Genomic DNA, 19,645 nt, shown 5'->3' on the forward strand with positions numbered 1-19,645 from the left:
CCGCTTTGAGCTCAGCAACCATGACTTCCTGTACTGCTGGGAGCGAGGCTTCGTCATTCCCATTCACTGCGGTTTGTTCCGTTGCTCGGTCCTGCGCGAGCACCGGTTTGACACTTACGTCCGAGCCAAGGAGGATTGGCTGTTCTGGACATCCTTGTCCTTAGCAGGTACACGTTTCGGCTATATTCATGGTCACTGGGCGATTTATCGTCAGCACGAATCAAGCATGCGCCGCTCCTACGTCAGCATGGGGCGCTCCTGGTTAGAGGCAGGACTGAAGATTTCAAGAATGGTGGAAGACCGCGAGCCGCTCTTTTTTGAATCGGTTGTCGCTTGGTTTCAGCAGTGTTATCGTTCGAATCCCGATTATGGTGCGGAGATCGCCCGTTATCAGTCAACTCAGACAGGTGGTGATGATTTCACGATCGTCACAGAATCTGCAAAGTCAGCAGAGTCGCTCATGCGGGTTAAACTGGTGGCGCAAGCCATTCGTCACGACTTGGCACCGCTATCGATACGCGCAGATCCCCCGCTGCTAACCGTAGTGGTGCCAATCTTCGGACATTTTGAGTATCTGCAGCGTTGCCTATGCTCGCTGTCCGATCAAGGTGATGTGCCGTTCGAGGTCGTGTGTGTGGACGACGGATCGCCGGATCCTCGTGTTTCCATGCTGATTGAGGAATTGCGCGACAGTAACACTAACCGACGCTTGCTTTTTAGGCGAGAGCCTTTAAATAAAGGCATTAGTGCGATACAAAACTTGGCAGTGGAAATGGCGCACGGTGAATATGTGGCCTTCCTTGATTGTGACGACTATCTTGCGCCTGGCGCATTAGAAGCGGTAAGCGCTACCTTAATGAGCAGGCCAGAGGTCGACTACCTCTTCACAGATCGCGTGGACATTGACGAGATGGGGGTGCCGGTGCGAATAGCACGCTATGGTGGGTATGACCGAGTGAAATTCAAATCACAAGATCACATCGCCGAAGATCTTTTTGATGGAATGGTGGCTTCACATCTCAAGGTGATCCGCCGCAGCGTTTACAGATCGCTTGGAGGCTGTGATCCGCAGTATTCAGGTGTACAAGACTGGGAGCTCGCACTGCGTGTTGCGCAAAATCACAAACTATACTACCTTGCGGAGCCTTTGTACTATCACCGTGTTCACACACAGTCGATTACTCGCCGTGATAACGTCGCCCAGTTGCGGAAGACAAACATAGTGCTACGGAAATACTTGGAGTCTTGGAGGAAGTCAGCCGTCGGCGAGCATGTCTGTCATGTCTTCCGGGCTCAGGATTTTCCACTTTCAACGTCGCGTCTCCGTGAAATTTGGAAGCAGGGCGGACACTGCGTGGCTGACCTGCGTGGCTCGGTGAACTTGGGGCAGATCAATTTCTTGCGTGAGTTCAATGCGTATTTCGATCAGATTGCATGGAGCGAGCCCCAAGTGCCTTCTGCGCTTTTCGGCTATCTTTGCCCGGAAGTTTTGTTGGTTCGCAAAATTTGATCTGCCCTTCGCCTGCCGGCCCGCTTCCTTCATGTTCATCAGCTCCACCTCTTCCCCTTTATGTTCTAAACAGTGGGACATTTCTACTTGGGGCTGATCTCGCCCCCGTATCCCCGGACCCGTCCTATTCGCAATGTAACGCTGCTTCCTGGACGGTTGATTGGCGTGCCTCAGCGGCCTGATGCCGCCGGAACTCTCGGGGTGAGCGCATTTTCAACGACGAGTGCGGATGCACCTCGTTGAAGTGCTCGAAGGCGGCCGGTAACTGCGCCAGCACCGTGGCCGCATCGCTCAGATCCATGCGGGCTACATAGTCGCGCTTGAACGTGCGGACGAAGCTCTCGGCCATGCCGTTGCTCTGTGGGCTGCACACCGGGGTGTTGATCGGCGTCAGGCCCAGTGAGCGCGCAAGGGCACGTGTGTCTGCGGCGATGTAGGCACTGCCGTTGTCGCTGAGGAATTCCAGTCGGTGATCCGCGGGCACCGCCTCCACCGAGCCAAAGCGCTTCTCCACCGCCTCAATGAGCATCTCGCGCACCGGCTCACCAGGCAGCCCTTTGCCCTCCCAGGCTCGCCAGGCGATCACTTCGCGGTCGCAGCAGTCCTTGGCGAACGTGGCCGTCACCGTCTGCCCCGAGTCGCACCGGATTTCCAGCCCATCGGAGCACCAGCGCACGTTGCTGCGCCCCACCGTCACAGTGCCTTCGTGCTTTCGGCTGGACGGGCGCCGTCGGGGTGCCTTGGGCAGCAACAGCCCGGCCTGGGCCATCACGCGGTAGACCCGTTTGGGGTTGACCCGTGGGCTGCCCTGGGCGCTGCGCTGGCGGTTGACCAGGGCGCAGGCACGTCGATACCCGTAGCTGGGCAGGTCGGCGATTTGCTGACGGATTTCCGCCAGCAGCTGTGCATCACCCGCTGGCGTTCGCCCTCTGCGGGCATCCCGCCAGTCCTCGCTGCGGTGGTGCCGATCGTGCACATGTGAGCGCGCCACGCCCAGCACGCGGCAGACCGTCTTCATTGGTCGTCCCCGGGCAACAAGGGCGAGCGCGCAATCCACTTTTTTGCGGCGGCACACTCCACGGCTTCCTTGAGGATTTCGTTCTCCAGGGTCTTCTTGCCCAGCACCCGCTGCAGCTTGGCGATCTCGGCGCGAGCCGCAGCCAGTTCCGAGGCCGGCACCACCGCCTCCCCAGCTCTGACGGCCGTCAATGCGCCTTGCCGATCAAGCTTTCTCCACTGGAACAACAAACTGGCCGCCACACCTTCTTGGCGCGCTACGAGCGACACGCTCATGCCCGGCTCATAGGTGCGTCGCACCAGCGCGGCTTTCTCCGCGGGGGACCAGCGCCTGCGGCGCTGGTCTTTCAAGATGACTTCAACAGTATCGGTATGCCTGGTCGTACTCTTAGTCCTACTCCTGTCTTCAAAGATAAGCGATAGGACAGGTCCGGGGATTCAGGGGGCTATCTCACAGAGGAACATCGAGATCGACGTCAAAGCCTGCGCTCAGTGCGCGACAACGCCCTGCGAGTTTGGCATCGACCGGGCGCAACACGTCGGGATGCTGATCGATATCGCGCGCAATCGCATCGAGCATGGCTTGTTCCGGGGACTTCATAGCCTCACAGCACCGCCTCCAACCCTTTGCGCTCGATCAGGTTGAGGAGTTTCAGGGACGGGCCGCTCGGCTTCTTGTCGCCAACTTCCCATTTCTGCACCGTGGACAAGCTGGTATTGAGTACGGCCGCAAACACCGCCTGGCTCAGGTGAGCCTGCTCGCGCAGCGATTTGATCCGCTGCGGCGGCATCTCGTGGACGTCGAGATGGCACAGCGCATCAAACTCGCCCATGCGGCGCTTGCTGATGAGCCCGGCGCTGTGCAGCCCGCGCGCGGTTTCATGCATCTCGTCCAGGATACGGCTCTTACGTTTGGTCGTTGCCATTGCATACCTCCACAATCTCGCCCGCCGCCAGGGCGGTCGCCAACTGGCGGTCGTCAAACCCCAGCAGGTCTTTCGCCACCTCCTGGAGCACCTTCAGTTCGTCCTTGTCGATATTGGCCCGTTCATTCTTCCCAAAGCCGTAGAGAAAGAACCACCGGTCGGCCAGCTTGGTCGCGACGATGGTGCGCGCTCCACCGCGCTTGCCCTGACCAGGTAGCGCGACCCGTTTCTTCACCACATGGCCACCCAGATCAGCGTCGATGAGCCCCTGAACCATCTCGGAGACGGCATCGCAGAGGGCGTCATCTGTCAGGCCTGCCTTCCGCATCCAGCGGGTGAAGGTTCGGGTGCGGAACACTCTTCTCATCGGCAAAGCATACCACTTAGTGCAATAGATTTCCAGTAGAGGGTTCGCCGGCCGGCGCAGTCATCTACCGGTGCGCGATCCCGAATTGCCCGTTTCGTACAGGTGTCCGCCCTCAAGAGCCTTGCTTTACTATGGGAACTGAGAATCCGGCGTCGGTTCGGTTCCGTGCTCCGCCACCATATGCTCGGGCCCAAGCCTCACTGCTTGGGCTTTTTCGTTTGGGCTTTGCTTTCCGGGTTCGGCCTGAAAACCCGGCTCGGGGTAACGCCGAAGCAGCCCCCAGTGATGGCCGCACGGTACCCGCGGGACCTGTCCTGCGTTGCTCTAAGGCAACGCTGAACAAGTCCCTGGCGCGTCGCGCATCCCGGCTGCGGGCGGTCTCGTCGAAAGCAAATCCTCGCCATAGCTGCAGCTAGGGCTGCGGTTTGCGCCTCGCATCCCATCCCGCGGCCAGGCGCGCGCCATCACGGGGACTTATTCAGCGTTGCCCTAAGATCGGCGCCAGTCTCAACAACCGCTCGGCCCTGGGGTCAGCCGATAGATGAATTCCATTGGAGATTTTTGGCGGGTCGCTGCGTGGGCGGGCGGCGGTGCATTTTTGGCATCGCTGTTGACGGCCGGTTTGATCGTGGGCACGCGCGGCCGTCACCTGCACCTGACGGGCGATCGGCCCGGAGACGGGCCACAGAAGCAGCACGACGAAGACACGCCGCGTATTGGGGGCGTGGCGGTGGCGGCCGGCTTGGCGGCAGCGGCTGGGATCGATGCGGCGTGCTTGGGGGCATCGCTTCGCGGGGCCTTTCCTGCGGGGGCGATGGGGTGGCTGTTGGCGCTGTTGCCACTTTTGCTTTTGGGCCTGACGGAGGATGTGCGAAAGTCGCTGAGCGTGCGGCTACGGCTGGCGGTGGCGATCGCTTGCGGCGCGGCGGCTTGGTGGCTGGCTGGCGTGCGCATCGAGGCGCTGGGGATTGGCTTGGTGGACGCGGCACTGGCTCATGCGTCCTGGCTGAGCCTCGGGGTGACTGCGGTCGCCGTCGCAGGGCTCGTGCACGCGATGAACATCGTCGACGGTTTGCATGGTCTGTTGGCGGGCATTGCACTGACGGTTTTGATGGCGGTTGCTGCCGTCGCGTGGCGTTATGGCGACCTGGGCCTATTTTCCGCAGCGATCGTGACCGTTGGAGCGGTTGCCGGGTTCGCGGTGTTCAATTTTCCGAGGGGCGTTCTGTTTTGTGGGGATGGCGGGGCCTATTTGATCGGCTTCGTCTGTGCCAGCCTGCTGATCGTTCTGGTGCGCGCCCACCCGACGGTCAGCCCCTGGTTCGCCCTGGCGGCGGCTTTGCATCCGGTGACCGAAACCCTGTATTCGGCTTGGCGCCGATTTCGCGCCGGCCACAGTCCGACGGCACCGGATGCGCGCCATTTTCATTCGCTGTGGTCTGCTTGGCTGGCCGTGCGGCAGGCGCGCGGGGAGCGCATCTGGGGCGGACCGAATGCCGGGGCGGCTTGGCGTACGGTGGTCTTTGCCGCCATGCCCCCTCTGTTCGCGCTTGGCTTCGAGACGCAAACGTATGTGTTGCAAGTGATTTGCGTTGCCTACGTGGTGGCTTACCTGGCATGGACGAAGCGCCTCGAGCAGGCCATGGCGAATGCCGAACGGAGCGCATCGACCCGGCGCGGCTGAGCGATCGCTTGGCGCGCTGCCGCCGAACGGCTCTGTCTTGTGGCTATTTGGATGCGTCGATCCGTCCGCGACGAAGCAACCAGGGCTTGAGCCACAGTTGATCGGCCGACCAAGCGCCCGGCCCGTGCAGCGCGAGATAGGCCAGCAACACGCCCCAGGTCAGATGCTGTTGCAAGGCGGCGGGGGCGATCTCGGACAGACTCAGCACGGCTACTGCATTGACCACGCTGAGGCCCAGTGCTGCGAAGCGGCCGCCCAGGCCGAACAGCAGCAGCACCGGCAGCACCAGTTCGCCCGCCGTTCCGATCACGGCCGCCACGGTTGGTGGCAGCAGCGGCACATGGTATTCGTCTTGGAACAGCGCGAGGGTGGTGTCCCAATCGCGGATCTTCGTCAGGCCCGAGAGGAAGAAGCCTTCGGCCACATACGCGCGGGCGAGCAGGGCGGCAAGCGGCTGGGCGTGGTCGAGGGTGCGCGTGAGCACCGACCACGCACGCAGGAGGGTTGGGATCAGGGGAGCGGGCATGAGCAGGCCTCCATCAGCGTGAGTAGCGGTCAAGCGGGCGGATGCGGCGTGGGCTCTTCGCCTGGGTCCGGTTCGAGCCCCAGCACCCAGCCTTCGCGGATGCCCTCGCCGATCCAGGCCAGGGCCGCCTCGGCTCCGCCTTCTGCGGCCTCGATCACCGTCTGGAGTGAGGCGCCGGCCAAGGCGGCCGACAGACGCTGCGCGTCCGAGGACTGGATCGCGCGCAGCCGTGGCCGCAGACCCTCGCGCCAGATGCGCACGGTTTCGCCCACGCCAGCATGAAGCCGGGCGGCTGCCTCGCGCAGATCGGGCGGGTCGGTCTGGTGCGCAAGGATCATCGATGCGACCGGCCAGCGGCTGGTGTAGAGCGCGGTGCCGGGCGCGAGGCGCAGGCGCAACCGTTCCGGGGCATGCTGGGCCAGCAAGGCAAAGCTCGCAGGCGCCGCCTCGCCATCGGCAGCGCTCGCCGCGCGATGCAGCCCCCATTCGACCCGGGCGACATCGGCGAGATAGGGCGTGTCGGCCAGTTGCGCGTCCGCTTCGAGGAAGGCTGGCAGGGTGGCGCCCCAATGCGCGAGGTCGCCTCGTTGCGGCGGGGCGTGGTGCCAGTACGCCCGCGAGAGGCTGTCGAAGCTGTCGGGCCCGAGCAAGGCACGCAGCACCGGGTAGGCGGCGGCCAGGGCGCGCGCGGCCGTTGCGTGGCCGTTGGCGCGATACGCCGCAAGCCCCATCGCCCACGGGCGGGCCAAGGTCGCGTCCAATGGGGTCGGGTCGGCCAGGGTGGCGCGAGTGGCGAAGAGGGCGGCCACCAACGTCTGTTGTTGCTGCTCCAGCGTGGCCAGCGTGGTGGCGGTCATGGTTCGGCCTCCAGGGCAGGACTTGCGGTTCTTCCGCGGGCGGCGAGTGCGGCTGAGCCGATGTGGCGGGCGCGCGCCGCCTCGTCGAGCAACACGTCGAGAGTTGGGAGGTCGGTGTCCCACTCGATCAAGCTGGGCACCGGGCCGTAGCGTTCGATGGCATGGCGGTAGAGCCGCCAGACCGGCTCGATCACGCGACTGCCGTGGTCGTCGATGACCAGGCCGCCGCCGTCGTGGTGGCCGGCGAGGTGAATCTCGGCCACATGCTCGGGGTCGATGGCGTCGATCCATCGTTGGCATGCCTGGAGCGGGTCGGCGCTGCCGCCGAAGTGGCGCGCGTCGTTGAGCGCGTTCACGTAGAGGTTGTTGACGTCCACCAGCAAATGGCAGCCGGTGCGACGAGCGAGGGCGCTGAGGAAGGCCGGCTCATCCCATTGCGCATCGCGCCAGCGCACATAGGCGGAGAGGTTTTCGACCGCGATGGGCCGGCGCAGTCGCTCTTGCACCTGCGTGACGTTGCGGCACAGGGTGTCGAGTGCGCTGTTGGACAGGGGCAGTGGCAGCAAGTCGGCGGCGTGCAAGGCATCGGTGTGCGCGGTCGATGCGCTGGGGACGATACGCGCAAAGCTGGCGTGGTCGCTGACCCGCACCGGGTCGATGCGCTCGACGAGCCGGGCAAGCTGATCCAAATGCCAAGCATCAATGCCGCAGGCGCTGCCGAGGGACAGGCCGACGCCGTGCAGGCTGACGGGGTACTGGTCACGGCCCGCGCGCAGCACGGCCAGTGCGGCCCCGCCCTCGGCAAAGAAGTTTTCGGAATGGACTTCGATGAAGTCGAGTGCGGGCTGCTGCTCGAGCAGTACCGCGTAATGAGGGTGCCGCCAGCCGATGCCGACCGGCGGCACCGCGGGCGTTGTCGATCGACTGGACTTCGGCATGGCGGCGGGCCTGTGGGTGCGTGACCCGGCTGCGGATCAGGACTTCTTCATGGCCGCCTTGGCTTCGTCCATGGTCATGCCGTTCATGGTCTTGCAGGTGCCGGCCGCGACGTACTTCCATTCGTCTTTACCATTGTCGACCTTGGCTTGACCGGCGCAGGAATGTGTGCCGGAGAGGTTTGCGCAATCGTTCTGGCCGGCCTTGGCGATGCCGAAGCATTTCTCTTTGGTGGCGTTTTGCGCCAGTGCGGGGCTCGAGAGCAGGGCGAGCGACATCAGCGAGGTCGCGGCGGCGAGCAGGGCTTTCTGGTTCATGGTGAGACTCCTAGGTTCCAGGGTTGAGGGTTGCGCCACATCGGGTTCGGCGGCTGCCGCATCGGCGCTGTGGCTGATCGTCAGTCGTGGGATGGCGCGGTGTCTTACAGGCGTCAAGAAAAAACCGCGAGGCATCGGGCGGAATCTGCTTTTTGGAGATGAGCTCGGTCCGAGCGCGCGAGGGACTTGTTCAGCGTTGCCCTAAACTGCCGCCCACATGACGATGCCCCATCCCACCGACTTCGAAGCCGAACTCGTCGCCCAGCGCAGCTACCTGATGCGCTTTGCGCGCCTGCAGCTGCGCAACGAAACCTGGGCGGAGGATGCGGTGTCCGAGACGCTGCTCGCGGCGCTGGCGCGGCCGCAGGCGTTTGGCGGGCGTGCGCAGCTCAAGACCTGGCTCGTGGGCATCCTCAAGCACAAGATCATCGATGCATTCCGTGCGCGTGGGCGCGAGGTTTGCGTCGATGGCGCGTCGGCTGATGACGACGAAGATCCGCTCGCGCACATGGCCTTCAAGGCCGATGGGCACTTTGCCGAGCTGCCGGCAGACTGGGGCGATCCTGAGCGCGAGCTCGACAACCGGCAGTTTTTGGCCGTGCTCGAGGCCTGCACCGACCGGCTGCCGCCGGTGCAGGGACGGCTGTTCCTGATGCGCGAGTGGCTGGAGCTCTCGAGCGAGGAAATCTGTAATGAACTCGGGCTGAGCGCGACCAACCTGTATGTGCAACTGCACCGTGCGCGGCTGCGGCTGCGCGAGTGCCTCGAAATCCACTGGTTTGCCGGAAAGCCCGTCGCATGATGTTCCGCATGCCTCTCAAACGCACCTGCCGCGAAGTCGCGGCCTTGGTGATCGCACGGGAAGACCGTGCGCTGCCCTGGCGTGAGCGCCTGGCCTTGCGGCTGCATATGGCGGCGTGCGCCGCCTGCCCGCGCTTCGAGCGTCAGGTGCTGACCCTGCGCCGCGCGCTTGGGGCGTGGCGCCATTACAGCGTCTCGGAGGATGAAGCGGACGCCCCGGCGGATCGGAGCGTCTAGAAAGCGCCTAGTGCAGCAGCGCCTGCGCGAACTCGCGGGCGTTGAAGGTTTCGAGGTCTTCGAGTTTTTCGCCGACGCCGACGAAATACACCGGCACCGGCCGCTCGCGGGCGATGGCGCAGAGCACGCCGCCTTTGGCCGTGCCGTCGAGCTTGGTGACGATGAGGCCGGTGAGGCCGAGCGCGTCGTCGAAGGCCTTGACCTGGGCGAGCGCATTCTGGCCGGTGTTGCCGTCGATCACCAGCAAGATTTCATGGGGCGCGCTGGCGTCGGCTTTGGCGATGGTGCGCTTGATCTTGCGCAGCTCTTCCATCAGGTGCAGCTGCGTCGGCAAGCGCCCGGCGGTGTCGACCAGCACCACGTCGCGCCCCCGGGCACGGCCGGCGGTGACGGCGTCGAAGGCGACGGCCGCCGGGTCGCCGCCTTGTTGGCTCACGATTTCGACGGTGTTGCGGTCGGCCCAGATGGCGAGCTGCTCGCGCGCCGCGGCACGGAAGGTGTCGGCGGCGGCCAGCAGCACGGTGGCGCCGGCGTCGGCGAGGTGGCGGGTGAGTTTGCCGATGGACGTGGTCTTGCCCGCGCCGTTGACGCCTACGACCATGAGGACGGTCGGGCCGTGGCTGCCGTCGGGCCGCGCGGTGTCGGGCCGTTCGCCGACGACCAGGGTTTTCTGCAAGGGCGCGAGCAAATCGGCGATGGCGTCGGCGAGCAGGCCTTTGACGGCAGCCGGGTCCGAGGCCCGCGCTTCCTTGACGCGGCGGCGCAGATCGTCCAACAGGAATTCGGTGGCCTTGACGCCGGTGTCGGCCATGAGCAGGGCGGTTTCGAGTTCCTCGTACAGCGCCTCGTCGATCCGGGTGCCGGTGAAGACCTGGGCAATGCTCGAGCCGGTCTTGCGCAGGCCCTGGCGCAGCTTGTCGAGCCAGCCGCTGCGCGCGGGCGTCTGCGGCGGTGTGGCGTCGGCGCCGGAAATGGGGCTCGGTGTCGGTGCGGGGGCCGGTGACCGTTCCGCGTGCGGCGGGGCTGCAGCGGCGGGCGGGGCAGCGGTCGGCTCGGCATGGGGGGGCTGGGGCGGGGTCGGGATGGGTGGCTCGAGCGGTGGCACCTCGACGACGGCCTCTGGCGCCGCAGCCGCAGGTGTCGCCGCCGGTTGGGGTGTTATGGTTGCTGCCGGGGTGGGCGTCCCGGCGGGTGCTGCCGGCTCTACGGCCGCGCTCGGGCCCTCAGCCGCTGCCGGGGCGGATGGCGCAGCCGGTGTTTCCGGGGCGGGCTTGGGTTTTTTTCGGAAAAAACTGAACATTTTTGGGTTTCTCGTATCTTCCTCATTCTATGAAACGACGCTCTTTCCTGGGCTGGGCGCTGGGCCCGGCCGTCTTGTCCGGTGCCGGATGGGCGGGCTCGCTGGGCTCCGCAGGCCCCGGCGCGCCGAGCGGCCTGCTCGACCACACCCTACCCAATGGCCTGCGGGTTTGGGTTTCGCCGGACCGCCGCGCGCCCACGGCCGTGCACATGCTTTGGGTGCGCGTGGGCTCGATCGATGAGGTCGATGGCACGAGCGGCATCGCGCATGTGCTCGAGCACATGATGTTCAAGGGCACGACGCGCATGGGGCCGGGTGAGTTCTCGCGCCGGGTGGCCGCGATGGGTGGGCGTGAGAACGCTTTCACCTCCTACGACTACACGGCGTATTACCAGCAGATTCCGGCGCGGCATGTGGCCGATGCGATGGCGCTCGAGGCCGAGCGTTTTGCCCACAACGCCTGGAGTGACGACGAGTTCCGCCGCGAAATCGAGGTGGTCAAGGAAGAGCGACGCCTGCGCACCGAGGACAACCCGCAGGCTTTGCTGTCCGAGGCTCTGCATGCCACGGCGTTCGTGGCCTCGCCCTACCACCGCCCGGTGATCGGCTGGATGGACGATTTGGATGCGATGACGGCCGACGACGTGCGCGGCTTCTGGCGGCAGTGGTATGTGCCTGCCAACGCAGCGCTGGTCGTGGTCGGTGACGTGGACCCGGCAAAGGTGCTCGCCGATGCCGAGCGGCACTATGGCCCTTTGATCGCACGTCCGGTGCCCGCGCGCAAGCCGCGGCGCGAACCCGAGCAGCGCGGGCCGCGGCGAGTGGTCATCAAAGCGGTGGCCGAGCAGGCGGCGGTGGCCATGGCGTTCAAGGTGCCGCGGCTGTCGGCTTTCGACGACAGTGCTGAAGCGCGCGATGCCGTCGCGCTCACGGTGCTGGCCGCCGTGCTCGACGGCTATGCAGGCGCGCGGCTCGAACGAACGCTCACTCAAGGGCCCGACCGGCTGGCCGACCGCGTGGGCGCAAGCAACGGCCTCATGGGGCGCGGGCCGCAGCTCTTTGTGCTCGAGGGCATTCCTGCCGCGGGCAAGACGAGCGAGCAGCTCGAAGCGGCGCTTTTGGCGCAGGTTCGGCGCGTCGCCGAAGAGGGAGTCAGCGAGGCAGAGCTCGCCCGCGTGAAGACCCAATGGGTCGCGGCCGAGGTCTACAAGCGCGACCAGCTCATGAACCAAGCCAGCGAACTCGGTCGGGCCTGGGCCCTCGGCTTGCCGGCCGATGCGTCGGCCCGCCTCATCGAGCGCCTGCGGGCGGTCAGCGCCCAGCAGGTGCGCGAGGTCGCCGCGCGTTACTTTGGCGAGGATGGCCAAACGACGGCGGTGCTGGTGCCCCAGCGCGGCACGCCCCGCCCCCGGCCCGCGGTGCCGATGGGGCGTCATTGAGCGGCGGATGACGAGCAATCGATGACTATGAAAAAAAGAGCACTACCTTTCCTATTCACGCTGGCAATCGGCCTATTTCTTTCAAAAATGGCGGTCGCGGGCCTGCCGGTGGAGCGCTGGACGCTGCCCACCGGGGCGCGGGTGTCGCTGGTGCAAAGCCCCGCCATCCCCATGGTCGATGTACGCCTGGACTTCGACGCGGGCAGCCGCCGCGACCCGGCGCCGCAGGCGGGTCTGGCGCAAGGCGTCGCCCTCATGCTGGCCAAAGGCGTGGCGGCGCGCGGCGACGCGCCGGCGCTCGATGAAAACCAGCTCGGCGAGGCCTGGGCCGATTTGGGCGCGAGCCTCGACGCGCAGGTCGAGCCCGACCGGCTGAGCCTCACGCTGCGCTCGCTGACCGAGCCCGATCTGCTCGCGCGCGCCGCGGCCTTGGCGGCGCGGCAGATCGCCGAGCCCGCGTTCGACCCCGCTGTCTGGGCGCGCGAGCGTGCGCGCTACTCGGCCGATCTGCGCGAAGCCGCCACCCGTCCGGCCACCGTGACCGATCAGCAGTTCATGCCCGCCATCTATGGCCGACATCCCTATGGCCAGTTCCCCACGCCCGAGACGCTCGCGCGCATCGAGGCGGCCGACCTGCGCGCGGCGCATGCGCGCGGTTTTGCGCCCTGCCACGCGCGCATCAGCATCGTGGGCGCGCTCGACCGGCCCGCGGCGGAGCGCCTGGTGCAGCAACTGCTCGCGCGGCTCGATGCCCGCAGCTGCCCGAGCTTGCCCGAGTTGCCGGCGGTCGAGCCGCTGACCGCCGCGCGCGAAATCGCCGTGCCTTTCGGTTCGGCGCAGGCGCATGTGCGCGTCGGCCAGCCCGGCATCGCGCGCAGCGACCCCGACTACTTCCCGCTGCTGGTGGGCAACTACATCCTGGGCGGCGGCGGTTTCGTCTCGCGGCTGATGGAGGAGGTGCGGCAAAAGCGCGGCCTGAGCTACAGCGTTTACAGCGACTTCCAGCCCTTGCGCCAGAGCGGCCCCTTCGTCATTGGCCTGCAAACCCGGCCCGACCAGGCCGCGCAGGCGGTCGGAGTCGTGCGCCAGGTGGTGGCGGACTTCGTCGCCAAGGGCCCCACGGCGGAAGAACTCGAGGCCGCCCAGCGCGCGCTGATCGCGGGCTTTCCGCTGCGCATCGACAGCAACCGCAAGCTGCTCGACAACATCGCCGCCATGGCCTGGTACGACCTGCCGGCGGACTACCTCGACACCTGGACCGAGCGCGTGCAGGCGGTCACGCTGGAGCAGATCCGCTCGGCGGTGGTGCGCGTGCTCAAGCCCCAGGCCATGGTGACCGTCGTCGTGGGCGGCACCGAGCGCTGAGACCCTACGGGACGAAGCAGGCCGCCCTTGGCCGGGCGGTGCGGCATGCGAGGGGCTTGTTCAGCGTTGCCTGAATTCAACGGGCGAGCGCCAGCCGCAGCCCGAGCGCGATGAACACCATGCCCGCGATCCGGTCGAGCCAGCGGCCCGCGCGGGGCCGACGCTGCAGCCAGCGGCCGATGCTGCCCGCAAACCAGCCGAGCGCGCCGAAGATCAGCGCCGCTTGCAGCGTGAACACGAGGCCCAGCGCCGTCATCTGCAGCGCCACTTGTCCATGGCCGGGAACGACGAACTGGGGCAGGAAGGACAGGAAGAACAGCGCCACCTTGGGGTTGATGGCATTGGCCAGCACGCCACGCGCAAAGGCGCGCCCGGGTGAGGACAGCGCCTCGCTGCCGACGGCGGGCAGGGCCGTGCTGCCCGCGCTGCGCAGCGCACCGATGCCCAGCCACACCAAGTAGCCGCCGCCCAGAAGCCGCAGCAGCGTGAAGGCCAGCGGCGACGCGGCCAGGGCCGCCGAGACGCCCAAGGCGGCCAGCAGCGTGTGGCTCAGGCAGCCCGCGGCGCAGCCCAGCCCGAACGCCACCCCCTGCACACGGCCGCGCGAAGCGCCCAAACTCAGCACCATGAGGTTGTCCGGCCCCGGGGTGAGGGTCAGCACGACGGCGGCAGCGAGAAACGGCAGCAGTTGGTCCAGGGTCAGCATGGTGTGGAAGCGGCGGGTCGAGGACGAGTCGATGGAGCGGCGGCATCAGGAAAGCAGCGCACGCGGTAGCGCCGCCAGCCCCTGCGCGAGCAGCGGCGCGAGCGGCACGGCATTGGTCTCATGAGGAACGCTGTCGCTGCTCCAGACGCGGCCCACGCCCGCGGCGCGCAAGAGCGCGAGCGCGTCGCCCGCGAACAGCGCATGCGTGACGGCCACGTCCACCGAGGCGGCGCCGGCCGCATGCAGGCCCCGCGCGGCCTCGGCCAAAGTGTGGCCCGTGCTGGCCACGTCGTCGATCAACACCACGGCCGCACCGGCGAAGTTCACCCCCTCGGGCAGCGTCACCTCGACCCGGCGGTCACCGTGGCGGCGCTTGCCGCAGACCGCCCAACGCAGCCCGTGGCGCGCGGCGGCCTGTGCCACCCATTGCTCGGACTCGGCATCGGGCCCCACCAGCCAGGCATGCGGCCGATGCGCGACGACGCAGTCGGCCAGCAAGGGCGCGGCCGACAGCGCGAGCGCACGCTCCTCGGGCAGGGGGATGGCTTCGGCCAGGGTGTGGACACGATGCAGGTGCGGGTCCACCGTGAGGACGGCGTCGAACAAGCCCGCGAGAAAACCGCCGACGATGCGTTGGCTGACCGCTTCGCCCGGCGTGAACGCGATGTCTTGCCGCATGTAGGCAAGGTAGGGCGCGACCAGCGTGAGCGCGCGCACGCCCAGGCTGCGCGCGGTCTGCGCGGCCAGCAGCAGTTCGACCAGCTTTTCGTTGGGCTGCGCGAGGCTGCGCAGCAGCACCACCTGCTGAGGCAGCGGCGCGCGTTCGAGCGGCAGCCGCACTTTAATTTCACCATCGGGGAAACGGTGGCGTTCGATGCAGCGGGCTTCGAGCCCGGTGGCGGCGGCCAGCCGCGCGGCGCTCGCGGCTTCGTCGTCGAAATGCAGCAGGCAAGCGTCCATCAAAACTCCACGAAGACATGCGGCACCGCGCTGGCGCTGCCGATTTGGTAGCCGCCGTCGCGCTCGGCCGCCTGGCGGGCGAAGGCGAGGTCGGCCGCGTAGCCCGCATAGACACGGTAGAGCAGGTCGCCGCGGCGCACCGGCTCGCCGAGCTTGACAGCCAGGTCCACACCGGCGCCGGCGACCTTCGGCGCGCCGGCCAGCCGCGCGATGCGCGCCATGTGCAGATTGTCGATGCCGGTGACCACGCCGTCGGCCGCGGCGCGCACCTCGAACTGCAGCGCACCGAGCGGCGGATGCTCGGGGTCGAAAGGCTTGCGGCCCTGGGCTTCGATGATGGCTTGCATGCGCGCGAGCGCCCGGCCCGAGTCGAGGATGTCGCGCGCAATCGCAAAGCCGTCGCCGCCGCGCACGTCGGGGTCGCACTCGATCAGCCGCCCGGCCAGCCGCAGTGCCTTCTGGCGCAGATCGTTCGGGGCGCGCGGGTCGTTTTCGAGCACGCGCATCACGTCGCGCGCTTCGAGCACCGGGCCAATGCCATAGCCCACGGGCTGGCGACCATCGGTGATGACCACCTCGAGCGACAAGCGCAGCCGGTCGGCCACGTACTCGAACAGCCGGCGCAGGCGCTGCGCCTCGGGCATGGAGCGCACCTTGGCGGTCGGGCCGATCGGGATGTCGAGCACGAGATGGGTCGATCCCGCGGCGAGTTTCTTCGACAGGATCGAAGCCACCATCTGCCCGGGCGAGTCGAGTGAGAGCGGCCGCTCGACCGAGATCAGCACATCATCGGCCGGCGACAGCTCGGCCGTGCCGCCCCAGGCCAGGCAGCCGCGGTGTTCGCGCACGATTTCCGCCAGTCGCTCGAAGGGCAGCGCCACCTCGGCGAGCACCTCCATGGTGTCGGCCGTGCCCGCGGGCGAGGTGATCGCGCGCGAGGAGGTCTTGGGGCACAGCAGCCCGTGCGCGGCGACGATGGGCACCACCAGCATCGAGGTGCGGTTGCCCGGAATGCCGCCGATGCAGTGCTTGTCGACCACCAGCGGTTCGCGCCAATCGAGCCGGCGACCGGCCTGCACCATGGCCTCGGTGAGGAAATACACCTCCTCGCGGTCGAGCTCGCCGCGGTTGCAGGCCACCACGAAGGCAGTGAGCTCGATCTTGGAATAGCGGTGCGCGGCGATGTCGGCGACGATGCGCTCGAAGGCCTCGCGGTCGAGCCGCTCGCCGTTGATCTTCCGGTGCAGCGCGGCGATCGACGCCGGCGGCTCGGCCTGCTGGATGGTCGCCGCATGGCCGTCCTCGAGGCCGAGCTGCGCGAACGCATCCTCGGACAGGCCCAACTCCTCGCAGCTCACGATGCTCGCATCGTCGACCACGTTGACGCTGGCCAGGATGCGCCGCCCGTTCGCGCGCACCTCCACCTTGGAGAGCGCCTGAAACCCCTCGGCCCGGTAGACCGCACAGTCGCGGTGCAAATAGGCCACGTTCTCCTTCCAGGTGTCGATCGCCACGCGCTTGACGGCGAGCGCCTGCGCGGCGCGCGGGGGCGCCTCGGCTGGAGTCTCGGGACTGGCGATGACGGTCGGGGCGGATGAAACGGAAACGTCGGGCATGTCGCGCAGGAGGCCGCTCGGCCTGAAGTAAGCTCGGGCGTCATTCTGCCTTCAAGAGGCCACGCTGAAACCATCCCTCGCGCACCGCGCATCCCGGCTGCGGGCACGCGCCACCGCGGGAACGGATGCAGCGTTGCCGGAACGCTGTTGCATCTCGCCTCCGAATGCCTGCCACGACGCTCTCTGCTGACCGCCTGCGCCTGCGCGTCGATCCCGCCGCGCTGGGCTTTGCCGACACGCGCGCACTCGAGGGCGAGCCCCTGCCTTGGATCGGGCAGGAGCGCGCCTACACAGCCGCCCGACTGGGCCTCACGCTGCCTCAGCCTGGTTACAACCTCTTCGTGCTCGGCGAGGTCGGCAGCGGCCGCAGCTCGCTGTTGCGCGCCCTCATGCTCGAGCAGGCGCGGGGCCGCCCGGTTCCGCCCGACCTGTGTTACGTGCACCACTTCGAGACGCCCGAGCGTCCCCTGGCCGTGCGCCTGCCCGCCGGCGGTGGGCGCGCGCTGCGGCAGAGGCTCGCGGCCTTCGTCGACGAGTTGCGCTCCGAGCTGCCCAATCGGCTCTCCAGCCCGGCATTTCGCGAGCGCAGCGAGGCGCTCGAAAAGGAACATGCGGCCCGCGAGGCCGCGGCCTGGGATGCGCTGGTCGCTTTTGCCGAGGCGCGTCATTTCGCTCTGCGGCGCGAGGAAGGTCGCATGATTTTCACCTGGCGCGACGAGCAGGGCGCTCCGATTTCCGAGGCCCAGCTCGCGGCGATGCCGCGCGAGCGCCGCTCTGAAATCGACCGTGCCGAGCAGGAGTTGCGCGTACAGATCAACCGTTTCGTCGACGAGAGCAACGCGCTCGAGCGCGAACTCGAGCGGGCCTTGGGCGCTTTGCGCCGGGAGGTCGCTCGTCCCTGGCTCCAACAAGCGCTGGCCGAGTTGCGCTCGGCCATCGACCCGGCTGCGGCCGACGCAGCCAAGATCGCGCGCTGGATCGATGCGCTGCAAGCCGACGTGCTCGACCATGTCGATGTGTTCTCCGCCCCGGCCGCCGATGAGGACGAAGACGCCGAGCGCGCCGAGGCGCTCGAAGGGGTGGTCGCGCGCTACCGCGTCAATGTCGTGGTCGACAACTCCGGCCTCGAAGGCGCGCCCGTCATCGAGGAAAACAACCCGCTGTTTCGGCTGCTGTTCGGCAGCATCGAATACCAGTCCGAAGACGATGTGCTCGTCACCGACTTCTCACGCATCCGCGCCGGCAGTCTGCTGCGCGCCCACGGCGGCTTTTTGATGCTGCATCTGCGCGACCTGCTCGCCGACCCGCTGGTGTGGGAAAAACTGCGCCGCTTTCTGCGCAGCGCGCGGCTGCAGATCGAAGAGCCGGGCACGGCGTATGCGCCGCTGGCGGCGGTGTCGCTCGAACCCGAGGCGGTCGACGTGGATGTCAAGATCGTGCTCATCGGCACGGTCGAGAGCTATTACGAGCTGCAGGAAGCCGACCCCGAATTCGCGCGGCACTTTCGCATCAAGGTCGATTTCGCCGAGCAGTTTCGCGCCAGCGCCGAGACCTGGCATGCCAGCGCGGTGTTCGTCGCGCAATGCTGCGCACGGCTCGCGCTGCCGCCTTTCGACGCCGGCGCGGTCGCGCGGCTGCTCGAAGACATGCACCGCCAGGCCGACGATCAAACCCGCCAAAGCGCCATCTTCGCGCACACCGAGGCGCTCGTCATCGAAAGCGCGGCGCTGGCGCAGCAGCGCGGCGCCGCGTGCGTGGCGGCCGCCGACGTCGCCGAGGCCTTGCGCGCGCGCAGCCGCCGGCACGATTACCTGGCCGACCGCCAGCGCGAAGCCATCGCCGAGGGCGAGCGGCTGATCGCGACCCGAGGCGGCTTGCTCGGCCGGGTCAACGGACTCACGCAGATCGACCTCGGTGACACGCGCTTTGGCCTGCCGGTGCGCGTGAGCGCGCGCTGCTGGCCCGGGCGCGAGGGCATCATCGACCTCGCGCGCGAAGTCGAGCTCTCCGGGCCCATCCATGCCAAGGGGGTTCTGATCCTCAAGGGCTTTCTGTCGGCGCTGTTTGCCGATGCTGCGCCGCTGGCGCTGGCCGCATCGCTGGCGTTCGAGCAGGAATACGACGGCATCGAGGGCGACTCGGCCTCGTGCGCCGAATTGTTCGCGCTGCTCTCGGCGCTCTCGGGTCTGCCGCTGGCCCAGGGCTTGGCCGTCACCGGCGCGCTCGACCAGCACGGCGAGGTGCTGCCCGTGGGCGGCATCAACGAAAAAATCGAAGGCTGGTTCGATGTGTGCGCCGAAGCCGGCCTCGATGGCAGCCAGGGCGTGCTGATTCCGGCGCGCAACCAGCGCCATCTGATGCTGGCCGACCGCGTGGTCGAGGCCGTAGCTGCGGGGCGCTTTCGCGTGCTGACCTTCGCCCACGTCAGCGAAGGCATCGAGGTGCTGACCGGCACGCCGGCCGGATTCGACGCCGCCGAAGCCCGGGGCGGTGAAGACACCGTCTATGGCCGCGCGCTGCAGACGCTGCGCAGCTATCGCCGCGCCTGGCGTGGCTGGGGGCGCTGACCGTGGCTACCACACGTCGCCCCCAGAGCCCGCCGGCGCCCACGCCAGCGCGCGCGGCGCCGCCGCATGAAATCCGCATCATCGGCGGGCAGTGGAAACGCACGCGCATCGCCGTGCCCGAGCGGCCGGGCCTGCGCCCCACGCCCGACCGCGTGCGTGAGACTTTGTTCAACTGGCTCGGCCAGGATTTGTCCGGTTGGCGCTGCCTCGATGCGTTTGCGGGCACGGGCGCGCTCGGCTTCGAGGCGGCCTCGCGCGGCGCGCGCGAAGTGCGGCTGGTCGAGCGGGATGCGGGCCTGGTCGAGCGCTTGGCCGCGCTTCAGGCGCGCCTGGGCGCCGAGGCGGTGCGCATCGAGCGCGGCGACGGCGTCGCGGCGCTGCGCTCGGCGGCGCCGGCCAGCCTCGACCTCGTCCTGCTCGACCCACCGTTCGATGCCCAGGCGCTGTATGCTGCGGCGCTGCCCGCGGCGGCCGCGGCGCTCAAACGGGGCGCGTACCTCTACCTCGAGGCGCC

At 67.5% G+C, this 19,645-nt stretch carries 20 protein-coding genes; 8 read left to right on the forward strand and 12 right to left on the reverse strand.

The features are described from left to right. A partial coding sequence (locus tag JHC36_RS03330) for a glycosyltransferase (RefSeq protein WP_287915840.1) occupies positions 1 to 1,510 on the forward strand: 1,510 nt, incomplete at its 5' end. Between the two features lie 124 nt (positions 1,511 to 1,634). On the opposite strand, the gene JHC36_RS03335 is transcribed toward JHC36_RS03330, so the two are convergent. From JHC36_RS03335 to JHC36_RS03350, 4 genes are all read right to left on the reverse strand, one after another. Continuing rightward, positions 1,635 to 2,941, reverse strand: a protein-coding gene (locus tag JHC36_RS03335; RefSeq protein WP_287915887.1) for an IS3 family transposase whose coding sequence is annotated in 2 segments (ribosomal slippage) — positions 1,635 to 2,581 and positions 2,581 to 2,941 — 1,308 coding nt in all. Because the reading frame shifts where the segments join, the coding sequence is not laid out codon by codon here. Positions 2,942 to 2,978: 37 nt separating this feature from the next. Further along, positions 2,979 to 3,128 (reverse strand): AbrB/MazE/SpoVT family DNA-binding domain-containing protein, encoded by a 150-nt coding sequence (locus JHC36_RS03340; protein WP_287915843.1) that lies wholly within the window; start codon positions 3,126 to 3,128, stop codon positions 2,979 to 2,981. Between the two features lie 4 nt (positions 3,129 to 3,132). After that, positions 3,133 to 3,453, reverse strand: coding sequence for a helix-turn-helix domain-containing protein (locus tag JHC36_RS03345; protein WP_287915846.1), 321 nt, complete (start codon positions 3,451 to 3,453; stop codon positions 3,133 to 3,135). Continuing rightward, the gene (locus JHC36_RS03350; RefSeq protein ID WP_287915849.1) at positions 3,434 to 3,820 is read right to left on the reverse strand and encodes a type II toxin-antitoxin system RelE/ParE family toxin; all 387 of its coding nucleotides are present in this window, start codon (positions 3,818 to 3,820) and stop codon (positions 3,434 to 3,436) included. The genes JHC36_RS03345 and JHC36_RS03350 overlap by 20 nt, the downstream gene beginning before the upstream one ends. Positions 3,821 to 4,361: 541 nt before the next feature. Between JHC36_RS03350 and JHC36_RS03355 the strand changes: the two genes are divergently transcribed. Beyond that, entirely contained in the window at positions 4,362 to 5,504 is a 1,143-nt protein-coding gene (locus tag JHC36_RS03355; RefSeq protein WP_287915852.1) for a glycosyltransferase family 4 protein, read from the forward strand. A gap of 43 nt (positions 5,505 to 5,547) precedes the next feature. Here JHC36_RS03355 and JHC36_RS03360 read toward each other — a convergent pair whose 3' ends face one another. The 4 genes from JHC36_RS03360 to JHC36_RS03375 are packed head-to-tail and all read right to left on the reverse strand — an operon-like array spanning position 5,548 to position 8,140. Next, positions 5,548 to 6,030, reverse strand: a complete 483-nt coding sequence (locus JHC36_RS03360) for a DoxX family protein (RefSeq protein WP_287915855.1) — start codon at positions 6,028 to 6,030, stop codon at positions 5,548 to 5,550. A gap of 29 nt (positions 6,031 to 6,059) precedes the next feature. Next, positions 6,060 to 6,887: an HvfC/BufC family peptide modification chaperone gene (locus JHC36_RS03365; protein ID WP_287915858.1), complete on the reverse strand. Its 828-nt coding sequence runs from the start codon at positions 6,885 to 6,887 to the stop codon at positions 6,060 to 6,062. Next, the gene (locus JHC36_RS03370; protein ID WP_287915861.1) at positions 6,884 to 7,825 is read right to left on the reverse strand and encodes an MbnB/TglH/ChrH family RiPP precursor modification enzyme; all 942 of its coding nucleotides are present in this window, start codon (positions 7,823 to 7,825) and stop codon (positions 6,884 to 6,886) included. The genes JHC36_RS03365 and JHC36_RS03370 overlap by 4 nt, the downstream gene beginning before the upstream one ends. Before the next feature lie 36 nt (positions 7,826 to 7,861). Continuing rightward, entirely contained in the window at positions 7,862 to 8,140 is a 279-nt protein-coding gene (locus JHC36_RS03375; RefSeq protein WP_287915863.1) for a BufA1 family periplasmic bufferin-type metallophore, read from the reverse strand. 223 nt (positions 8,141 to 8,363) lie between these two features. Here JHC36_RS03375 and JHC36_RS03380 point away from each other — a divergent pair, with 223 nt between their 5' ends. Further along, positions 8,364 to 8,942 (forward strand): sigma-70 family RNA polymerase sigma factor, encoded by a 579-nt coding sequence (locus tag JHC36_RS03380; protein ID WP_503006820.1) that lies wholly within the window; start codon positions 8,364 to 8,366, stop codon positions 8,940 to 8,942. Between the two features lie 8 nt (positions 8,943 to 8,950). Next, positions 8,951 to 9,178 carry a zf-HC2 domain-containing protein gene (locus JHC36_RS03385; RefSeq protein ID WP_287915867.1) on the forward strand — a complete coding sequence of 76 codons (228 nt, stop codon included), beginning with the start codon at positions 8,951 to 8,953 and terminating at the stop codon, positions 9,176 to 9,178. A gap of 7 nt (positions 9,179 to 9,185) precedes the next feature. Here JHC36_RS03385 and ftsY read toward each other — a convergent pair whose 3' ends face one another. Continuing rightward, the gene (ftsY, locus tag JHC36_RS03390; protein WP_287915870.1) at positions 9,186 to 10,478 is read right to left on the reverse strand and encodes a signal recognition particle-docking protein FtsY; all 1,293 of its coding nucleotides are present in this window, start codon (positions 10,476 to 10,478) and stop codon (positions 9,186 to 9,188) included. 29 nt (positions 10,479 to 10,507) lie between these two features. Between ftsY and JHC36_RS03395 the strand changes: the two genes are divergently transcribed. Further along, positions 10,508 to 11,917 carry a M16 family metallopeptidase gene (locus JHC36_RS03395; RefSeq protein ID WP_287915873.1) on the forward strand — a complete coding sequence of 470 codons (1,410 nt, stop codon included), beginning with the start codon at positions 10,508 to 10,510 and terminating at the stop codon, positions 11,915 to 11,917. Between the two features lie 21 nt (positions 11,918 to 11,938). Continuing rightward, positions 11,939 to 13,282: a M16 family metallopeptidase gene (locus tag JHC36_RS03400; RefSeq protein ID WP_503006817.1), complete on the forward strand. Its 1,344-nt coding sequence runs from the start codon at positions 11,939 to 11,941 to the stop codon at positions 13,280 to 13,282. A 76-nt stretch (positions 13,283 to 13,358) separates the two neighbouring features. On the opposite strand, the gene JHC36_RS03405 is transcribed toward JHC36_RS03400, so the two are convergent. The 3 genes from JHC36_RS03405 to JHC36_RS03415 are packed head-to-tail and all read right to left on the reverse strand — an operon-like array spanning position 13,359 to position 16,564. After that, positions 13,359 to 13,988, reverse strand: coding sequence for a LysE family translocator (locus tag JHC36_RS03405; protein WP_287915878.1), 630 nt, complete (start codon positions 13,986 to 13,988; stop codon positions 13,359 to 13,361). Between the two features lie 45 nt (positions 13,989 to 14,033). Next, entirely contained in the window at positions 14,034 to 14,948 is a 915-nt protein-coding gene (locus tag JHC36_RS03410) for a ribose-phosphate diphosphokinase (protein ID WP_287915881.1), read from the reverse strand. Then, the gene (locus tag JHC36_RS03415; protein ID WP_287915883.1) at positions 14,948 to 16,564 is read right to left on the reverse strand and encodes a thymidine phosphorylase family protein; all 1,617 of its coding nucleotides are present in this window, start codon (positions 16,562 to 16,564) and stop codon (positions 14,948 to 14,950) included. Before JHC36_RS03415 ends, JHC36_RS03410 begins: the two co-directional genes overlap by 1 nt. A gap of 164 nt (positions 16,565 to 16,728) precedes the next feature. Here JHC36_RS03415 and JHC36_RS03420 point away from each other — a divergent pair, with 164 nt between their 5' ends. Both JHC36_RS03420 and JHC36_RS03425 read left to right on the forward strand, forming a co-directional pair. Next, positions 16,729 to 19,131 carry a Lon protease family protein gene (locus JHC36_RS03420; RefSeq protein WP_287915885.1) on the forward strand — a complete coding sequence of 801 codons (2,403 nt, stop codon included), beginning with the start codon at positions 16,729 to 16,731 and terminating at the stop codon, positions 19,129 to 19,131. Between the two features lie 2 nt (positions 19,132 to 19,133). Then, positions 19,134 to 19,645, forward strand: a 512-nt coding sequence (locus tag JHC36_RS03425; protein ID WP_503006819.1) for an RsmD family RNA methyltransferase, incomplete at its 3' end; no start/stop codon positions are given.

Source organism: Tibeticola sp., from assembly GCF_022759015.1.
GTDB classification, from domain to species: domain Bacteria; phylum Pseudomonadota; class Gammaproteobacteria; order Burkholderiales; family Burkholderiaceae_C; genus Tibeticola; species Tibeticola sediminis.

What these genes read in the sequence shown, in the direction of transcription:
- JHC36_RS03340 (WP_287915843.1), bottom strand. Translation starts at nt 3,128, where the DNA reads ATGAAGTCCCCGGAACAAGCCATGCTCGATGCGATTGCGCGCGATATC.
- JHC36_RS03345 (WP_287915846.1), bottom strand. Translation starts at nt 3,453, where the DNA reads ATGGCAACGACCAAACGTAAGAGCCGTATCCTGGACGAGATGCATGAA.
- JHC36_RS03350 (WP_287915849.1), bottom strand. Translation starts at nt 3,820, where the DNA reads ATGAGAAGAGTGTTCCGCACCCGAACCTTCACCCGCTGGATGCGGAAG.
- JHC36_RS03355 (WP_287915852.1), top strand. Translation starts at nt 4,362, where the DNA reads ATGAATTCCATTGGAGATTTTTGGCGGGTCGCTGCGTGGGCGGGCGGC.
- JHC36_RS03360 (WP_287915855.1), bottom strand. Translation starts at nt 6,030, where the DNA reads ATGCCCGCTCCCCTGATCCCAACCCTCCTGCGTGCGTGGTCGGTGCTC.
- JHC36_RS03365 (WP_287915858.1), bottom strand. Translation starts at nt 6,887, where the DNA reads ATGACCGCCACCACGCTGGCCACGCTGGAGCAGCAACAACAGACGTTG.
- JHC36_RS03370 (WP_287915861.1), bottom strand. Translation starts at nt 7,825, where the DNA reads ATGCCGAAGTCCAGTCGATCGACAACGCCCGCGGTGCCGCCGGTCGGC.
- JHC36_RS03375 (WP_287915863.1), bottom strand. Translation starts at nt 8,140, where the DNA reads ATGAACCAGAAAGCCCTGCTCGCCGCCGCGACCTCGCTGATGTCGCTC.
- JHC36_RS03380 (WP_503006820.1), top strand. Translation starts at nt 8,364, where the DNA reads ATGCCCCATCCCACCGACTTCGAAGCCGAACTCGTCGCCCAGCGCAGC.
- JHC36_RS03385 (WP_287915867.1), top strand. Translation starts at nt 8,951, where the DNA reads ATGCCTCTCAAACGCACCTGCCGCGAAGTCGCGGCCTTGGTGATCGCA.
- ftsY (WP_287915870.1), bottom strand. Translation starts at nt 10,478, where the DNA reads ATGTTCAGTTTTTTCCGAAAAAAACCCAAGCCCGCCCCGGAAACACCG.
- JHC36_RS03395 (WP_287915873.1), top strand. Translation starts at nt 10,508, where the DNA reads ATGAAACGACGCTCTTTCCTGGGCTGGGCGCTGGGCCCGGCCGTCTTG.
- JHC36_RS03400 (WP_503006817.1), top strand. Translation starts at nt 11,939, where the DNA reads ATGACTATGAAAAAAAGAGCACTACCTTTCCTATTCACGCTGGCAATC.
- JHC36_RS03405 (WP_287915878.1), bottom strand. Translation starts at nt 13,988, where the DNA reads ATGCTGACCCTGGACCAACTGCTGCCGTTTCTCGCTGCCGCCGTCGTG.
- JHC36_RS03410 (WP_287915881.1), bottom strand. Translation starts at nt 14,948, where the DNA reads ATGGACGCTTGCCTGCTGCATTTCGACGACGAAGCCGCGAGCGCCGCG.
- JHC36_RS03415 (WP_287915883.1), bottom strand. Translation starts at nt 16,564, where the DNA reads ATGCCCGACGTTTCCGTTTCATCCGCCCCGACCGTCATCGCCAGTCCC.
- JHC36_RS03420 (WP_287915885.1), top strand. Translation starts at nt 16,729, where the DNA reads ATGCCTGCCACGACGCTCTCTGCTGACCGCCTGCGCCTGCGCGTCGAT.